The following is a 15,651-nucleotide window of genomic DNA, read 5'->3' as shown; positions in this document are numbered from 1 at the left end:
GAATTCCCCGTCCCTCTAGTCCGCGGCCGGTGCCGGATCGTCCACCTGTCACCTCAGAATCCCGCCCACCCCACCCCTCTGACACCATCAACCCCCACACTCCCATGCTTTATTGACCTTATACGACGCACTACTATGGAGATGGGCCTCGATAGCGACGTGCGGAGAGCGGCGGATCTGATCTCTGATGCGGACTCCGTAACGATCATCTCCCACATCGATGCCGACGGCATCAGTACAGAGGCAATCCTCTCGCAGGTGCTCACCCGCGAGGGCATGCCGGTCGAGTCGGTCTTCGTCCGCCAGCTTGAACCGATGGCAATGCGCCACGTCCCAAAGGATGGGTCCCTGAAACTCTTCACCGATCTTGGGGCAGGGCAGCAAGGCCTCCTTGAGGAGCACGGTCTTTCTGCCGACGAAGTCCTGATCCTCGACCACCACGTCAGCCAGCCCTGCGAGACGCCCTACCCCCAGGTGAACTGCCTTGACCACGGTATCACCAGGATGAGCACCGCAGGGCTCGCTTACCTGGTCGCAAAGGCGATCGACCCGACAGGCACAGATCTTGCAAAACTCGCCGTCATCGGAAACGTCGGGGATATGATGGCGAGAGAGCATTGCGGGCTCGTCGGGCCGGCCCGCGAGATCGTCCAGGACGGCGTGGAGTACGGCAACATCATCGTGCACGAACGGGACTTAAACTGCTACGGGACGTCCACCCGCCCCATTCATGTCTGTCTCGCGTACTGTGACGACCCCTACATCGACGGGATCACAAACAACACCAACGCAGCGCTCCGATTCCTCGATCGTCTCGGCATTCCGCTGAAGAACTCCCGGGGCGGCTGGCTTGTCTGGGAGGAACTCCCGTTCGAGGATAAGCGCAAGATAATCAGCGCCCTTGCCCAGCAGCTCATCGCACACGGAAGAGAGACCGACCGCCTGCTCGCCGAGACCTACATCTTCCCCGACGAGCCGGAGCGCACGCCGCTCCGGAACGCCTCCGAGTACGCCACCCTGCTCAACGCCTGCGGCCGATGGGCAAAGCCCCGGGTCGGGAGCTGCATCTGCCACGGGGATCGCGGCGACGCTTACCGCGAGGCTGAACACATGCTCGCCCACCACCGGACGATCATCCGCGACCTGCTCCAGTACATTCTTGAGAACGGGGTGACTGAACTCTCGCACCTCCAGTACATCCATACCGGCGACCGGTTCCCCGACACCATCGTCGGGATCGGGGCGGGGATGGCGCTCTCCAAGCTGAACTGGAAAAAACCCATGATGGTGCTCGCCGCGATGGTGGACGAACCGGAGGTCACGAAGGTCTCGATGCGGACGAACGAATGGGCGCTCGGTCAGGGGGTCGACCTCGCCCAGGCGCTCGTCGAGGCGTCGGCGGCGGTGGGCGGCGCCGGTGGCGGGCACAAGATCGCGGCCGGGGCGTTCATCCCCCGGGATACAGAGGAGGAGTTTGTTGATGGTGTCAACCGAATACTCAAAAGACAGTTCGCTTCGGCGGATCCGGACGATAGCTGATTTCCAATTTGGCGCCGGAGCCGGAGTTGCGATATTTCCCGACGAGTCCACCTTCCAGTACTCGACGACGGGACGCATCCGTCAGGTGCGGCTCGGGAAGGAGAGGCTTGCAACCGTTAGAGCTCAAGACGGCCGCCTGACCCTCGGGTTCGCCGGGGCGGCGCGTCTTTGCGCCCATCTTGCCCCCCCGGCCTACCGGGTGACGGTGCAGGAGGACGTAGCCCCGTTCATTGCGGACGGGAAGAACGCGATGGCAAAGCACGTCGTCGCCGCCGACGAGGGTATCCGCGCCGGCGATGAGGTGCTGGTGGTGACCGGCGACGACGTGCTCCTCGCCACAGGAACAGCCCTGCTCTCCGGCCGGGAGATGCTGGCATTTAATTATGGTGTAGCGGTAAAAGTACGACAGGGGAGAGGAACAGAATGTTTCCAGGCAAGATAAACCCAAAAAAGATGAAGCAGATGATGAGGCAGATGGGCATGGAGATGGAGGAGATCGAAGGCGTCGAGAAGGTTGTGATCTACACGTCTTCGGGAAACTACGTCTTTGACGATGCCCAGGTCATCGCTACGACGATGCAGGGGGTCACCACATACCAGCTCAGCGGCGAAGCCCGGTTTGAGGAGGCCGTCCCGGAGATCCCCGACGAAGACGTCGCCCTCGTCGCATCCCAGACAGGCGCAACGAAAGAGGACGCAAAGGCGGCGCTCATCGAGACCCGCGGCGATATCGCCGAAGCAATCCTGAAACTCTCGCAGCAATGATCGAGATCGGCGAACGTCTTCTGCTTGTCGGCAAAGACCGTGAGTACTTCATGACGGCGGGCGAGGGGCAGTTCTCGACCGACCGGGGGATGATCGATCTTCTGGCGCTCGTGGGCATGAATCCGGGAGATGAGATCCGGACTCACCTCGATGTCCCGTTCACCGTTCTGCGGCCCCGGCCGACCGATTTCTTCGTTCACGCAAGACGGAGCGGAGCCCCCATGCTCCCAAAGGACATCGGGATGGTCATCGCCTATACCGGGATGAACCGCGACGACCGCGTTCTTGATGCCGGCACGGGGAGCGGGGTTGCCGCGATCTACTTCGGAAAGATTGCCCGTGAGGTGAAGACCTACGAGGTGCGCCCTGAGTTTGCCCGGCTTGCGGAGCGAAACATCAGGGAAGCCCGTCTCGATAACGTCGAGGTGATCGCTGCCGATATGCTTGATGCAACCGGCGAGTTTGACGTCGTCCACCTGGATCTCGGTCTTTCGCGAGAGCACGTGGAGCACGCCTACTCGATCCTCTCGCCCGGCGGATACCTCGCCTGCTACACGCCGTTCCTCGAGCACACATTCACTGCGCTCGACGCCGCAACGCCGCTCTTCCGCGACGTCCACTGCTACGAGTGCATGGAGAGAGAACTGATGCGCTCCGCCCGCGGGACCCGGCCGTCGACCAGGGTCGCCCACAGCGGCTACATCACGATCGCACGAAAATAGGTGGGCTACCCCTTATACTCCTTGAGCGGGTGTTCCCACCCGGTGTAGCCGCAGTATATACAGCAATCGCCGCCGCAGTGCCTGCACTTCTGTGAGGGCTGCAGCACCATCACGACACCTGTATTGTTGCAGTAAGTGCATCCGAGTCCGTCGCAGTGGCAGCAGGTCTCGGGAGCATATGTCTCTTTGTCTCCTGACACGAGTTCGCCTCCTCTCTAGTTTTAGGGAGCAAAGATGAGAAAGGTTGTTGTGAACGGGAGCCGGAAAAAAGGTATTAGTGGATGTGCGGTGAACAGTTATTCTTAAGAGAAGAGGGGCAATCCCCGATCCCGACGGCGGCCCGGGATACGGCGGTCGGAGATGGGCCCCGGAAGGTAGCCACACGATGTACCACATAATATCGATCCGCGATCTCGAACGAAGAGATATTGATTACCTGCTGGACCGGGCGCGGGAGTTTGACACCGGGAACTACCATCCCCGGGTACTTGAAGATAAACTTGCAGCCCTCCTCTTCTTTGAGCCCAGCACCCGCACACGAATGTCGTTTGCGACGGCCATGGCCCGACTCGGTGGACGGTCAATCAGCGTGGACTCTGTGGAGGCAAGTTCCATCGTCAAGGGAGAGACGCTGGCCGACACCATCCGGGTGGTGAGCGGCTACGCAGACGCAATTGTACTCCGCCACCCAAAGGAAGGGGCGGCGCGCCTGGCGAGCGAGTTCGCCACGGTCCCTGTCATCAACGCAGGAGACGGCGCTGGGCAGCACCCGAGCCAGACACTGCTCGATCTCTACACCATCAGACAGTCGATGCCTATCGAGGGGCTTGACGTGGGGCTCCTCGGCGACCTCCGCTACGGGAGGACCGCACACTCGCTCGCGCTCGCTCTCTCTCTTTACGGTGTCAAACTGCACACGATAGCGCCAGGAGGGCTCGAGATGCCGGCAAACATCACCCTTGAACTCCGGGAGCGCGGGATGGAGGTGATCGAGCATGAGGACGTCGAGGAGGTGATCAGGGACCTCGATGTCCTCTATGTCACACGGATCCAGCGCGAGCGGTTCCCGGACTCGGGATCGTATTATAATGTCGCGTCCAGTTACCGGATCACCCCCGATCACCTTTGCGGCGTCCGGGATCACCTGATGATCCTCCATCCTCTCCCGCGCGCGGGAGAGATCGACCCGGCGGTCGATCAGACACCGTATGCGCGCTACTTTGAGCAGGCGAGGAACGGTGTCCCCGTCAGGATGGCGCTCCTCTACGAGGTGATGAAATGACCAGGAAGGACCCGTCAGGCGGGCTGATCATCAGCCCGATCAAGAACGGCACCGTCATCGACCACATCACGGCCGGTGAGGCGTTAAACGTTTTGCGCATACTCGGCATCACCGGGTCGACGCGTGAGTGCCTGAGTATCGCGACGAACGTCGAGAGCAAGCGGATGGGCAGGAAGGACATCGTCAAGATCGAGAACAGAGAACTCCGCAAGGAGGAGGTCGACCGGATCGCCCTGCTTGCGCCGCAGGCAAAGATCAATATCATCCGGGACTACCAGGTCGTGGAGAAGAAAGGTGTGGAGATCCCGCATCTCCTCAAAGGCGTGGTCAGGTGCCCGAACCCCGGCTGTATCACGAACACGAACGAGCCGGTGGAGAGCACATTTGAGGTCCTCGATAAAGGGCTGCACTGCCGTTACTGCGACTGGCTGATCAAAAAGGGCGAGATCGCAAACTACATCATTTAAGCAGACGGCCCTGACGGTCTATCTCCCCCCGGTAGATCCGGGTGCTCGAGATTCTCCGGCCGTCTTCAGCGAGGACACATGAGACCTCATAGAGATCCACTTTTTTTCTTCCGCGTTCTCGACGGAGTTCGTTGATCTCCACGGCAACCGGGAAGGTCTCTTCGGAGACGACAAGAATATCGAAGTCCGCATCAAGAGCGCTGCCGTAGCGGTCGGCGAGCGGTTCGACCTTCCACGTTGCGGTATAACCTTGCTCGCGGATGAACGAGGTGATGTTTTCGAGCCTTTTGTCGTAGGGGTGGACGGGGTGCACTTTTGCGCTGGCAAAATCGTCGGTCGTCAACCCGATGATCACCTCTCCGCTAGATCCCGCGAGTTCAAAGGAGCGGGAAAGGAGTTTCCGATGTCCAGCATGCAGGGGATCGAACGTCCCCCCGACCATCACTTTCATCCAGAGGCATTTGCCGCGAGGGCTTTTATGGGTAGTGGTCGGGAGGGTGTGGAGAAGAACTCGGGAAGCAGACAACCGGCTGGACATCCAGGCTCAACCGGTTGAGGGATGTGCGGATCAAGCAGGAGCGGGCAAACTCAACGATGCTCAAACGCCGTATACATGCCCATGCACAGACGTCCGCCGGATATGCAGGAGGCTGAGCGGACGAGAAGTTCAATGGGAACGTGCCCCCAAATCTCCCCCACACGATCCAGTGTCCCGACCCTCTCGCTCATCAGGCATCCATGCCCCGGCAAATGACCCCATAAACTCTACCCTGCCCCAATGCTCTTCCGGTATGCCCTTTCGCACCCCTACCCACCATACCCCATCCAACCCCACGCCGAGGGAGACCATTTTGTATCGCTGCAACCAATAGTACCAGCACTATGGAGAGCGGATCGGTTGCGGGGAAACGTGTCTTTATCGCGGAGAACGCAACAGTCATCGGGGACGTGACGCTCGCCGACGACGTAAGCGTATGGTTCGGCGCGGTGATTCGGGGCGACAGAGACCGGATCAGCGTAGGAGCGGGATCAAACATTCAGGATAATGCCGTCGTCCACACCACGATCGGGTTTCCGGTCACCGTAGGGGCAGATGTCTCGGTCGGCCACGGCGCCATCCTGCATGGCTGCACCATCCATGACCGGGTGCTCGTCGGGATGGGTGCCGTCGTCCTGAACGGTGCGGTTGTCGGCGAGGGCTCCATCATCGGAGCAGGCGCCGTGGTTACTGAGGGAAAAGAGATCCCGCCGAACTCGCTGGTCCTCGGCGTGCCGGGGAAAGTGGTCAGAGAGACGACCCCCGAGCAGCAGGAGAGCATCATCCAGAACGCGCGTGAATACGTCAAACTTGCAGAGAGGTACCGCCATGACTGACGTCGTCGTCATCGGGGCCGGGGTCGCGGGCATCCAGGCAGCGCTCGACCTTGCAGGTCACAACATTCACGTCCATCTCATCGAGCGTGAGCCGACCATTGGTGGCCATATGGCCCAACTCGATAAGACATTTCCCACAAACGACTGCTCAATGTGTATCCTCTCTCCAAAGATGGTCGAGGTGGCACGGCACCCCAACGTCACCATCCACACCTGCTCCGAGGTCGAGTCGGTCGAAGGAGAGGTTGGGAACTTTCAGGTCAGGGTCAGGAAGCATCCCCGCTACATCATCGAGGAAGAGTGCAACGGGTGCGGGGACTGCACGGCGATCTGCCCGGTCGAGGTCTATAACCGGTTCGACGCCGGGATTGGCGTGCGGAAAGCAATCTACAAGCCCCACCCACAGGCGGTCCCCGATATCGTCATCAAAGACCAGGCACACTGCATCGAGTGCGGCCTCTGTTACGACGTCTGCGGCAAGGGAGCAATCCTCCACGAGGATGAGGAACGGCTGATCGAGATCGAGGTGGCAAGCATCATCGTCACCACCGGGTATACGACGTTTGATGCACGAAATAAGACACAACTGCGTTATCTTGCCATCCCCGACGTTATAACGAGCCTTGAGTTAGAACGGATGATTAACGCAAGCGGTCCGACGGGCGGCAAGCTCAAGAGGCTCTCGAACGGCAAGCCTCCCCGGAGCGTGGCGTTCGTCCAGTGCGTCGGCTCCCGTGACCTATCCCTCGGCCGCCCCTACTGCTCGGGGGTCTGCTGCATGTACGCGATGAAGAACGCCACGCTCATCCGCGAGAAGAACCCCGAGATCGAGGTCACGATCTTCTATAACGACATCCGGGCGTATGGCAAGGGTTACGAGGAGTACTACGAGCGGGCGAAGAGGCTTGGGGTCCGGTTCGTCCGCGGGTTCCCCGGCGAGGTGCTCGAAAAGGGCGATCATCTTATGATGACCGCGGAGAACACCGAGACCGGCGAAGTGGAGACGTTCCACCCGGACCTGGTGGTCCTCTCGGTCGGACTCGAGCCTGCTTCCGGGGCCGAGGAGATTGCCCGGATGCTCGGCATCCCGATGGATGAGTCCGGGTTCTTCGGGGTTGCCGACCAGAAACTCGGCCCCGTGCTCACGGTAAAGCCAGGGATCTACGTGGCGGGAACCGCCACCTCACCAAAGGATATCCCGGACTCGGTCGCCATGGGAGAAGCAGCTGCAATGCGGGCGTATCTTGATGTTATCAGGGCAGAATGAGCATGTCAGAGAGGAGAGAGCCCTACACCATCGCGTGGGATGCTGAGAGCGAGTGCATCATATACATAGATCAAACCCTCCTTCCCGGCAGGTACGAACTGATGCGGTGCACCACCGTCGACGATCTCGCCCGCGCGATCAGGAGGCTTGAGATCCGGGGCGCCCCGGCCCTCGGCATCGCGGGTGCGATGGGCATGGCGCTTGCAGCCGTCCGGAGCACCGAAGGGGATCTCGGAAGATTCCTCGACGATCTCCGGCGGGCGGGAGACTTCCTTAAAAGCACCCGCCCGACCGCGGTCAACCTCTCGTGGGGAATCGACCGCGTTCTTGCGAAGGTATCGATGGCCAGAACGGTTGCGGAGGCAAAGGCCCTCGCCGTCGCCGAGGCGAACGCAGTTGCAGAAGAGGACGAGTTGACCTGCCGGAGGCTCGGTGGGTTTGGCAAAGACCTCTTTCCCGACGACTGCACGGTCCTCACCCACTGCAACGCAGGGGCGCTCGCCTGTCGGTGCTGGGGGACGGCGCTCGGGGTGATCCGATCGGCCGTCGCAGCCGGCAAGAACGTGCGAGTGTTTGCCTGCGAGACCCGGCCATTGAACCAGGGCTCCCGGCTCACCTGCTGGGAACTTGCCCGGGACGGGATCGACGTAACCCTCATCCCCGACTCGTCTGCGGCATACCTGATGCGGAAGGGAAAGATTGACCTCGTCATCGTCGGCGCGGACCGGATCACAAAGGATGCAGTCTTCAACAAGATCGGGACCTACATGCACGCCGTCGCCGCACATCACCATAAAATCCCGTTTTACGTCGCAGCACCGGTCTCCACATTCGATCTTGCCCGGGTGGAGAGTGAGATCACCGTCGAGGAGCGGGACCGCGCTGAACTCGCGTACTGTGGCGACCGACAACTCGTCCCCGACGACGTCAGGGTGCTCAACTACGCCTTCGACGCCACGCCCCTCGATCTTGTCGATGCCATCATCACCGAGATCGGGGTCCTGCGACCCCCGTACGCAAAGTCCTTCCAGTTTATAGAGACAACCAGATCATGACACTCTTTGAATCCAACCTCTGGATCCAGCTGATGACCACCATCGGCGAGATCACGTTCTTCCTCATCCTCGGAATGCTGCTTGCCGCGATAGCGCTCGCCATCATCGTCACCGCATCGATCACCAGAGGGAAATCTTACCTTCCGCAGATCCTGATACCGGGCCTGGTCCTCCTCGAAGGGCTCGTCAAGGCGTTCTGCAAACTCCTCGGTCTGGATGATCGGGATCTCGTCACGTTCTTCATAACTCTCCGAAACACCATGAACACAAAGGCATTCTCGGAGACCCCCGTGAATCAGCGGGCGGTCTTCCTCCCTCAATGCCTGCGATCGGCGCAGTGTCCGGCAAACCTGACACCAGAAGGTCTCAAATGCCGGAACTGCGGTCGCTGTGCAGTCGGGGAGAATACAGCCTGGCTGGAAGGGCTCGGATATAGAGTCTTCATCGTCCCGGGCTCGACATTCATAAAGCGGATGGTCAAGAAGTATCATCCACAGGCGATCATCGGCGTCGGCTGCCTCACGGAGGTAAAAGACGGGATCGATATGTGCGATAAGATTGGGATCACCCCTATGGGCGTCGTGAACCTAAAAGATGGATGTGTGGAGACGATAGCGGACTGGGCGGCGGTGAGGGATGTCGCCCTGCTTGGCCTTGAGCGCGTTTCAGGTCCCGTAGACCTTCACGGCCCTTCCGAATAAGCGAACGCTTCCGACCTTTCCAAAGACAAAGATTGTCTCGCCGCTGTTGACGTCCCCGACGTTGACCCCTGGCCGGAGGATGATGTTTCCTCCCGCCTGGATTGAATGGAGCCGCGCATTGTCGCAGATCGTGGCGGTTTTCTCAACACAAACCGGCCCTTTTATTTTGGCATCGTGGCCGACAACGATACTCTCGGCTTTGATTGAACCACCGACCGTTGAGCACGGGCCGAGCTCGAAGCGGCCGGCAACCACGACGTTGCCCCAGATATGCGTCTCCGGAGGGACGATGAAATTTCCGTCTATCTTCACGTTTCCGTCAAAAAAGGAACCTTTAGGTGCGATGTACGTGTCCCCGTGCCGGTAAACTTTCATGAGGATCTCCCGCGATAATAACTCTATTTAGGATCAGATAAATTGATCAGTGCATTTTTCCGGATCGGCCAGAGTTCATCCGGGCGTTCGCAGGCAAAAGGCCAGGGTCACAACACCCGGGCTTAAACTCCCGCAAGAGATTCATTCCTGCTGACCTGAATATCCGGCACCCGCTCCGCCCACTCGATAAGCGGAAAAGCGCTGCCGAAACTTAGATGATCGCAGCAACCGCAAAGACCGCGAGTGCAGCAAACATTCCGGCCCGTAAGATCGATGTAGCCCTTGACGTGCGGACACATGCCGGCGTCGTGCACCTCGCTCCCCGGGCCGCCCCAAAGAGGATGACGATATCGACGATCGCGATGGCGATAAGATAAAAGAGACCCCACCAGTCGCCGAAGGGGAGAATGCTCACGAGAACTGCGCCGCAGGCACAGGCGAGCGCGAGCCGGCCCGTCCATTGGACGCCGACGAGCATAGGAAGCGTGCGTGCCCCTCCGGCAGCGTCTCCGTCCACGTCCTCGGCGTCTTTGAGAATCTCCCGCGCGATGGTCGCAAGGAACGTGATCGTTGCAAGCGAGAGGTTCTGAATGAGCCCCTCAATACCTTCAAACGCTCCACCAAAGAGAAAGACGCTCGCGGTCAGGTAGGCGACCGCGACGTTGCCTATACCCGGGGTCCGCTTCAGCCAGACGGCATATCCTACCAGGATTATTGAGTTTACGAGAGCAATGGCAAAGCAGAGCGTTGTCGTCAGGGCGGCGGCGGCAAGCCCGCCGATGAAGAGAACTGCCGCGTAGGCTTTCGCACCGGAAAGAGTGATCAGTCCTGCCGGGAGGGGTCGATCGGGCCGGTTGATCCGGTCGATCTCGAGGTCATAGACGTCGTTGACGACGTTCCCCGCAGCGGTTATGAGCGTCACCACCACGGCAAGCAGGAGCGACGGCGGCGTGAGGGTACCCGTGGCGACCAGGTACCCGATGAGCGCGGTAAACCCCGCAACGACGGCGTTGTGCGGGCGAGTTATCCTGATAAAGGCTGTTGCGCTCATTTTCGGATAGTTAGGTTACCAGGCTATCGATAAATAACCAGAGGGTTTTCTCTTGAGAGAACACGGGAAAACGGACGGGCTTGGGGGGATTTGAACCCCCGGCATTCAGCTTAGGAGGCTGACGCCATATCCTGGCTAGGCCACAAGCCCACAGACTGGAGTAATAGTATTACTCATGAGAAGGTATAAGGGTATCGAGTATCCACCTTTCCGGAAGCAATGGATATCGTTGAGGTTACGGAGGGTAGAACCCGGTTTTTCGTGCCGAGGCAAGATCCTCATCTTCAGTTCCCGCCGGGAGGCGGACCGGTCTTTTATAATCCACGCATGGAACTGAACCGGGATGTTACAATCCTCCTCCTCTCAGTCCTGCGGCCGGAGGATTATCTCGACGCCATGGGAGCGTCAGGGGCCCGGGGGCTCCGGGTGGCGCATGAAATCGGTATCCCGGTCACGATCAACGACTGGAGCCAGAGAGCAGTCGACCTTGCCCGGCAGAACGTGGAGAGGCTCGGATTGTCCGCCGAGGTCACCCACAGCGATGCGAATGCTCTGATGAGTGTACGGAAGTTCGATGCCGTCGATCTCGATCCCTTCGGGACGCCTGCGCCGTTTGTCGACGCCGCCGCCCGGAGCGCCGGGAGGTACCTCTTCGTCACCGCGACCGATACCGCCCCGCTCTGCGGGGCGCACTTAAAAGCCGGAATGCGCCGTTACTTCTCCCGCCCCCGGAATACCGAGTACCACGCCGAGGTCGGCCTCCGGACGCTGCTAGGGTTTGTTGTGCGCGAGGTGATCAAGTACGATCGCGGGGTAGAGCCCCTCTTCTGCTACGCACACGAGCACTTCCACCGCCTGCACCTCCGTCTCAGGGACGGGGCGGCTGCGGCCGACAGGACGCTTGCGCGGATTGGCTACATCATGCAATGCAGAGACTGCCTCTATCGGACAGAGCAGACCGGTCTCCTTCCGGAACCAGAGGAGTGCCCCCTCTGCGGGGCGGACCTCGTCCCCGTCGGCCCCCTCTGGACCGGGAGGATCAACGACGATCCGACGCTCGCCGCGATGGAGGAGCTGCTTCCTTTGGTGAACGTCGGGAACAGGGCACGGATCGCGCGGCTGCTCTCGACCTGCCGGCAGGAGCTGGAGACATCGAGCCACTACGACTACCACGTCATAGCAAAATCACTCCGGGTCTCACCCGGCAGCATCGAGACGGTCATCGAGCGTCTTGTGGGGCTCGGCTACCGGGCAAGCCGAGCGCACTACTCAGGGACCGCCATAAAAACCGATGCACCGCTTTCCGTCCTTGAAAAAGTGATCAGCGGCGGGTGACGATGGTGAGGATGTCCCCGTCCGCGAGCTGGTGGTTGAGGCCGACGCGCTGCGCGTCGTGCTTGGCCGATTTACCCCAGACTTTTGCATACCGGAACTTGTCTGCGAAGTCGCGGTGAAGCCGGTTGCAGACGTCCTCGACCGTCGCGGGGCTCCGGATGATCAGCGGCTCGTCCATATCTGCAGGGCCGCCGACCGGTTTTAAGTAAATACGCATGAATCCGAGATTCTCGTATATTGCGTCCTTTAAGTCTTCGATGCGGTAGCCGCTGTGCGCCGAGACCATGATGGGTGGTTCACCGAACCGTTTGGTCAACTCTTTCTCGATATTCGTCCTCGTCTTCTCGTCGACGAGATCGACCTTGTTGACCGCGATGAATGCAGGGACGTAGACCCGGTTTCCAATCATCGCATCGATGAAATCATCCTGGGTTACGTTGTTGCGGATCAGGACATCCGCATTGACGATCTTGTTCTCTGCAAGGATCGACCGGATCTCCTCGATATCGAGATCAACGCTGCCGACGGTGTTCAGCCTGATCCCGCCGTTTGCGGTCTTCTTTATGGTAATATCGGGTTTTTCCTGGTTAATTCGGATTCCCGCATCGTAGAGTTCGCGCAGGAGGACGTCGACGTGCTGCTGGTTGAAGACGTCAACAAGGATCAGGATCAGGTCGGCGCTCCGGACGACGGCGATCACTTCCTTCCCGCGGCCTTTGCCCATCGCTGCGCCGGCGATCAGGCCGGGGATATCCAGGATCTGGATCTTTGCGCCCCTGTGCTCCATCGAGCCCGGGATGACAGAGACGGTCGTGAAGGCATATGCCCCAGTCTCTGAGAGGTCGTTGCCGGTGAGTTTGTTGAGCAGCGTACTCTTTCCGACGGACGGGAAACCGACTAAAACAACGGTGGCGTCTCCCGACTTCTTCACGGAGTAGCCCTCTCCCCCGCCGGAGGAGGCCATAGCCCGGGCTACCGCATCGTCGCGAATCTTCGCAAGTTTCGCCTTGAGGCGGCCGATATGCTTGGAAGTCGCCTTGTTGTACGGGGTATTCTTGAGTTCGTCCTCAATCTCCCGTATCTGCTCTTCGACACTGCTCATTACTGCCGGTATAGGTATGCGGGGCAGCTACTTATTGGTGTCTGTGGTAAAGATCATGGTGTGGCAGAAGAATCGAGGCCCGGATATGGCTCCGATTACGAGGTTACAGGCCGGGTCATGGAGAGGGGCATGTGCGATAAGTTTAAGTAGTTTAACATCAAACAATGTAGAGCACAATGGTGTGCAATGCGCTGCTATAGTGTAGACCGGCCAATCATGTAGGACTCTCACTCCTACGACTGGGGTTCAAATCCCCATAGCAGCATTCTGTTTTCAAAGAATCTTCTGCTTCGAGACGATTCCATGGATCAATCACTTTCCGGCCAAAACCAGCGAGTCCAGAAATATCTCGGCGACAAGGGTCTCGTCGTCCTGATTGCTCTGCTCTCCGCCTTTGTCCCGCTCTCGACCGATCTCTACCTCCCCGCTCTCCCCGGCATGGGAGATTACTTTGGGGTCTCCGCCGACCTGACGAACCTCACCCTGATCCTCTTCTTTCTCTTCTTCAGTCTTGGACTGCTCTTCTGGGGCCCACTTTCCGATAAATACGGCCGCCGTCCAATCCTCCTCGCCGGACTTGCCCTGTACATCGCAGCAAGCGCCGGGTGTGCGCTCTCGTGGAGCATCTGGCATCTGAGCGCATTCCGCGTCCTCCAGGCCATCGGCGGCAGCGCCGCTTCTGCGGTCGCGACCGCGATGGTCAAGGACGTCTACGACGGGAGGAAGCAGGAATCAGTGCTCTCGATCGTCCAGTCGATGGTCGTCATCTCGCCCGCCATCGCGCCGGTCCTCGGCGCGTTCATGCTCCCCTACACGTCGTGGCGGGGGCTCTTTTTGACACTCGCTCTCATCGGAGTCGTCTCGATGGCAGGCGCCCTCCTCCTCGAAGAGACCATACCCTCGCGGTATACCGGCACCGTGGCGCAATCCATCCAGAGACTCGGGGCCGTGCTCAGGAACCCGGGTTTTACATCGCTCCTCGTCGTTTTTTCGCTCGTGAGCACCGCATCCCTGGCATTTGTCTCCGCCTCACCGTACATCTACCAGGATTGGTTCGGGCTCTCGGAACAGTGGTATAGTTTCTACTTTGCTCTCAACGCTATAGGCCTGATAGTGGGTCCTTTCCTCTACCTCTGGCTCTCCCGGCACACGAGCCGCTGGATGATCGTCGCATCAGGTTTCGCCGTCATGCTTGTCGGAGGAGCACTCGTCTGCCTCTTCGGGAACCTCGGCCCTCTCTTCTTTGCCCTGGGCCTCTTCCCGGCATCATTGATGGGGAGTGCCGTGCGTCCGCCGGGCGCGTTCCTGATGCTCGACCAGCAGAAGGAGGATACCGGCTCCGCATCAGCCCTGATCAACTGCGCCGGCCTCGTCTTCGGCAGCGCCGGGATGATCCTGGTCTTCCTTGGCGGAGAGAACCTCGTCCTGAGCCTTGGCGCGCTCAACGTGGCGGTCGGGGCCGTGTGCCTCGCAGGGTGGGCGGCGATCGGGAGATGGGGATTGGTGAGGAGTTGAGAACAGCCGATGGGCGTGACGATGAGGGATTCTATTAGCACCTACACAAGCACAGGATCCAAGACGATTAGCGCCCGGTAGCAGAGGCACGGAACCGAAAAACTTCCCTGCCCCCTCGTCCGAAAAAAGACTATCTTAAACCCATCGGAAAAGAGGTGAGGCTGTCTTTGCGACGGAACGCTTGATACGTTTGTAGTTGCCGCCGTTTGGGTTCAGCCGGAGGGCAGTCAGCATCGCGTAGGATCACCTGAGCGAACGCCCCAAAGAGGCATCAATACCGCCGGCCGTGATGGTCCCGGCCCGCGCGATCAGACGTCCGCCATGCACCTCACCTGCATGCAACCTAAAATCGCTCAAATCGACCCCTATTTACGCAAATCCAGAATGAAACCTGACGATCGAGCAGGTACTTGTGCAGAATGGCAACTTCTCAACCTTTTTAGAGGCGATAGAGAGGGCGGGACTCAAAGGAGCATTCACCGGTCCCGGCCCGTGCACGATCTTTGTACCCACGGATGAGGTCTTTGCCCACCTACCGGACGCCGTGATGGAAGAACTCTTCAATGACCCTAAGGGCAACCTCGCCGAGGTTCTGCTCTATCATCTGGCCCCAGGAAGATACACAATATCGGAGATCACTGCAGCCAAAACCATACCAACCGTACAGGGCAGCCCGATCACAGTGGAAGCGACCGGCGGTGAAGTGAGGTTGGGCGGGGCAAAAGTGGTCGGGAGCGAGATCCTGGCAACAAACGGCATCATCTACATCATCGATGCCGTGATGATCCCCTCGGAGATCCTCCTTGAGGCAGAGACGGCGGGTGCTGTAGTGAATATCACAAATACAACAAACGTAACGCAGGAGAAAACACTGGAACTGGCAAATTTTAACAGCAGCCCATCTTCTGCAGAAGAGACCAATCAAAGCAGTGAGGGATAATCGTAACAGAACAATAAAGAAGAGCAGGCTTCCAATGGAAGGGAGGTACTAGCAGCGAATCGTGCTTCCCGAGGACTCGCGTACCTCAGTACCACACAATACGTAAGAGGGCTTAACTGCTGGGTTCGGGATGAGTCCAGGTGTTTCCCCTCTGCTCTGGC

The 15,651-nt window shown here is 59.5% G+C and carries 18 protein-coding genes, 2 tRNA genes and 1 rRNA gene; 14 read left to right on the top strand and 7 right to left on the bottom strand.

What is annotated here, in order from left to right; all coding sequences use genetic code 11:
• The first annotated feature begins 141 nt into the window (after positions 1 to 141).
• Genes MCUTH_RS10670 through MCUTH_RS10655 form a run of 4 tightly spaced genes read left to right on the top strand, consistent with a single transcriptional unit; the run spans position 142 to position 3,026 of the window.
• Positions 142 to 1,539, top strand: coding sequence for a single-stranded-DNA-specific exonuclease RecJ (locus MCUTH_RS10670; protein WP_066958802.1), 1,398 nt, complete (start codon positions 142 to 144; stop codon positions 1,537 to 1,539).
• On the top strand, positions 1,481 to 1,981 hold the full coding sequence (locus MCUTH_RS10665; RefSeq protein ID WP_066958777.1) for a PUA domain-containing protein: 501 nt from the start codon (positions 1,481 to 1,483) through the stop codon (positions 1,979 to 1,981). The genes MCUTH_RS10670 and MCUTH_RS10665 overlap by 59 nt, the downstream gene beginning before the upstream one ends.
• The gene (locus MCUTH_RS10660; protein ID WP_066958776.1) at positions 1,963 to 2,304 is read left to right on the top strand and encodes a nascent polypeptide-associated complex protein; all 342 of its coding nucleotides are present in this window, start codon (positions 1,963 to 1,965) and stop codon (positions 2,302 to 2,304) included. Before MCUTH_RS10665 ends, MCUTH_RS10660 begins: the two co-directional genes overlap by 19 nt.
• Positions 2,301 to 3,026, top strand: a complete 726-nt coding sequence (locus tag MCUTH_RS10655; protein ID WP_066958775.1) for a tRNA (adenine-N1)-methyltransferase — start codon at positions 2,301 to 2,303, stop codon at positions 3,024 to 3,026. Before MCUTH_RS10660 ends, MCUTH_RS10655 begins: the two co-directional genes overlap by 4 nt.
• A gap of 5 nt (positions 3,027 to 3,031) precedes the next feature.
• On the opposite strand, the gene MCUTH_RS11460 is transcribed toward MCUTH_RS10655, so the two are convergent.
• Complete coding sequence (locus MCUTH_RS11460; protein WP_083524871.1) at positions 3,032 to 3,226, bottom strand: hypothetical protein; 195 nt, start codon at positions 3,224 to 3,226, stop codon at positions 3,032 to 3,034.
• 185 nt (positions 3,227 to 3,411) lie between these two features.
• Between MCUTH_RS11460 and pyrB the strand changes: the two genes are divergently transcribed.
• A complete protein-coding gene (pyrB, locus tag MCUTH_RS10650) occupies positions 3,412 to 4,308 on the top strand; it encodes an aspartate carbamoyltransferase (RefSeq protein WP_066958774.1) in 897 nt (298 codons plus the stop codon).
• Positions 4,305 to 4,775, top strand: a complete 471-nt coding sequence (pyrI, locus tag MCUTH_RS10645; protein ID WP_066958773.1) for an aspartate carbamoyltransferase regulatory subunit — start codon at positions 4,305 to 4,307, stop codon at positions 4,773 to 4,775. The genes pyrB and pyrI overlap by 4 nt, the downstream gene beginning before the upstream one ends.
• On the opposite strand, the gene MCUTH_RS10640 is transcribed toward pyrI, so the two are convergent.
• Positions 4,768 to 5,226 (bottom strand): phosphopantetheine adenylyltransferase, encoded by a 459-nt coding sequence (locus tag MCUTH_RS10640; RefSeq protein ID WP_066958772.1) that lies wholly within the window; start codon positions 5,224 to 5,226, stop codon positions 4,768 to 4,770. The genes pyrI and MCUTH_RS10640 overlap by 8 nt on opposite strands.
• A gap of 431 nt (positions 5,227 to 5,657) precedes the next feature.
• On the opposite strand from MCUTH_RS10640, the gene MCUTH_RS10635 reads away from it, so the two are divergent.
• The 4 genes from MCUTH_RS10635 to MCUTH_RS10620 are packed head-to-tail and all read left to right on the top strand — an operon-like array spanning position 5,658 to position 9,172.
• On the top strand, positions 5,658 to 6,149 hold the full coding sequence (locus MCUTH_RS10635) for a gamma carbonic anhydrase family protein (RefSeq protein WP_066958771.1): 492 nt from the start codon (positions 5,658 to 5,660) through the stop codon (positions 6,147 to 6,149).
• Positions 6,142 to 7,416, top strand: a complete 1,275-nt coding sequence (locus MCUTH_RS10630) for a CoB--CoM heterodisulfide reductase iron-sulfur subunit A family protein (RefSeq protein ID WP_066958770.1) — start codon at positions 6,142 to 6,144, stop codon at positions 7,414 to 7,416. The genes MCUTH_RS10635 and MCUTH_RS10630 overlap by 8 nt, the downstream gene beginning before the upstream one ends.
• A gap of 2 nt (positions 7,417 to 7,418) precedes the next feature.
• A complete protein-coding gene (gene mtnA / locus MCUTH_RS10625) occupies positions 7,419 to 8,471 on the top strand; it encodes an S-methyl-5-thioribose-1-phosphate isomerase (protein ID WP_066958769.1) in 1,053 nt (350 codons plus the stop codon).
• Positions 8,468 to 9,172 (top strand): DUF116 domain-containing protein, encoded by a 705-nt coding sequence (locus tag MCUTH_RS10620; protein ID WP_066958768.1) that lies wholly within the window; start codon positions 8,468 to 8,470, stop codon positions 9,170 to 9,172. Before mtnA ends, MCUTH_RS10620 begins: the two co-directional genes overlap by 4 nt.
• Here MCUTH_RS10620 and MCUTH_RS10615 read toward each other — a convergent pair.
• The 3 genes from MCUTH_RS10615 to MCUTH_RS10605 all read right to left on the bottom strand — a co-directional run bounded on the left by MCUTH_RS10615 (position 9,137) and on the right by MCUTH_RS10605 (position 10,748).
• Positions 9,137 to 9,547 carry a bactofilin family protein gene (locus MCUTH_RS10615; RefSeq protein WP_066958767.1) on the bottom strand — a complete coding sequence of 137 codons (411 nt, stop codon included), beginning with the start codon at positions 9,545 to 9,547 and terminating at the stop codon, positions 9,137 to 9,139. The genes MCUTH_RS10620 and MCUTH_RS10615 overlap by 36 nt on opposite strands.
• Before the next feature lie 211 nt (positions 9,548 to 9,758).
• Complete coding sequence (locus MCUTH_RS10610; RefSeq protein ID WP_066958766.1) at positions 9,759 to 10,598, bottom strand: geranylgeranylglycerol-phosphate geranylgeranyltransferase; 840 nt, start codon at positions 10,596 to 10,598, stop codon at positions 9,759 to 9,761.
• Positions 10,599 to 10,673: 75 nt separating this feature from the next.
• Positions 10,674 to 10,748 (bottom strand) — tRNA-Arg (locus MCUTH_RS10605).
• Between the two features lie 69 nt (positions 10,749 to 10,817).
• Between MCUTH_RS10605 and MCUTH_RS10600 the strand changes: the two genes are divergently transcribed.
• A complete protein-coding gene (locus tag MCUTH_RS10600; protein WP_066958765.1) occupies positions 10,818 to 11,933 on the top strand; it encodes a tRNA (guanine(10)-N(2))-dimethyltransferase in 1,116 nt (371 codons plus the stop codon).
• Here the strand turns inward: MCUTH_RS10600 and MCUTH_RS10595 are convergent.
• Entirely contained in the window at positions 11,920 to 13,035 is a 1,116-nt protein-coding gene (locus MCUTH_RS10595; protein WP_066958764.1) for an OBG GTPase family GTP-binding protein, read from the bottom strand. The two genes, MCUTH_RS10600 and MCUTH_RS10595, sit on opposite strands and share 14 nt — an antisense overlap.
• Before the next feature lie 190 nt (positions 13,036 to 13,225).
• Between MCUTH_RS10595 and MCUTH_RS10590 the strand changes: the two genes are divergently transcribed.
• From MCUTH_RS10590 to MCUTH_RS10580, 3 genes are all read left to right on the top strand, one after another.
• Positions 13,226 to 13,300 (top strand) — tRNA-Glu (locus tag MCUTH_RS10590).
• Between the two features lie 38 nt (positions 13,301 to 13,338).
• Positions 13,339 to 14,550, top strand: coding sequence for a multidrug effflux MFS transporter (locus MCUTH_RS10585; RefSeq protein WP_066958763.1), 1,212 nt, complete (start codon positions 13,339 to 13,341; stop codon positions 14,548 to 14,550).
• 412 nt (positions 14,551 to 14,962) lie between these two features.
• Positions 14,963 to 15,490: a fasciclin domain-containing protein gene (locus MCUTH_RS10580; RefSeq protein WP_066958762.1), complete on the top strand. Its 528-nt coding sequence runs from the start codon at positions 14,963 to 14,965 to the stop codon at positions 15,488 to 15,490.
• Between the two features lie 46 nt (positions 15,491 to 15,536).
• Here MCUTH_RS10580 and rrf read toward each other — a convergent pair.
• A 5S ribosomal RNA gene (rrf, locus tag MCUTH_RS10575) occupies positions 15,537 to 15,651 on the bottom strand; the annotation flags it as partial.

This window comes from Methanoculleus thermophilus (assembly GCF_001571405.1).
GTDB classification, from domain to species: domain Archaea; phylum Halobacteriota; class Methanomicrobia; order Methanomicrobiales; family Methanoculleaceae; genus Methanoculleus; species Methanoculleus thermophilus.
This window is presented reverse-complemented; position numbering and strand designations above follow the sequence as displayed.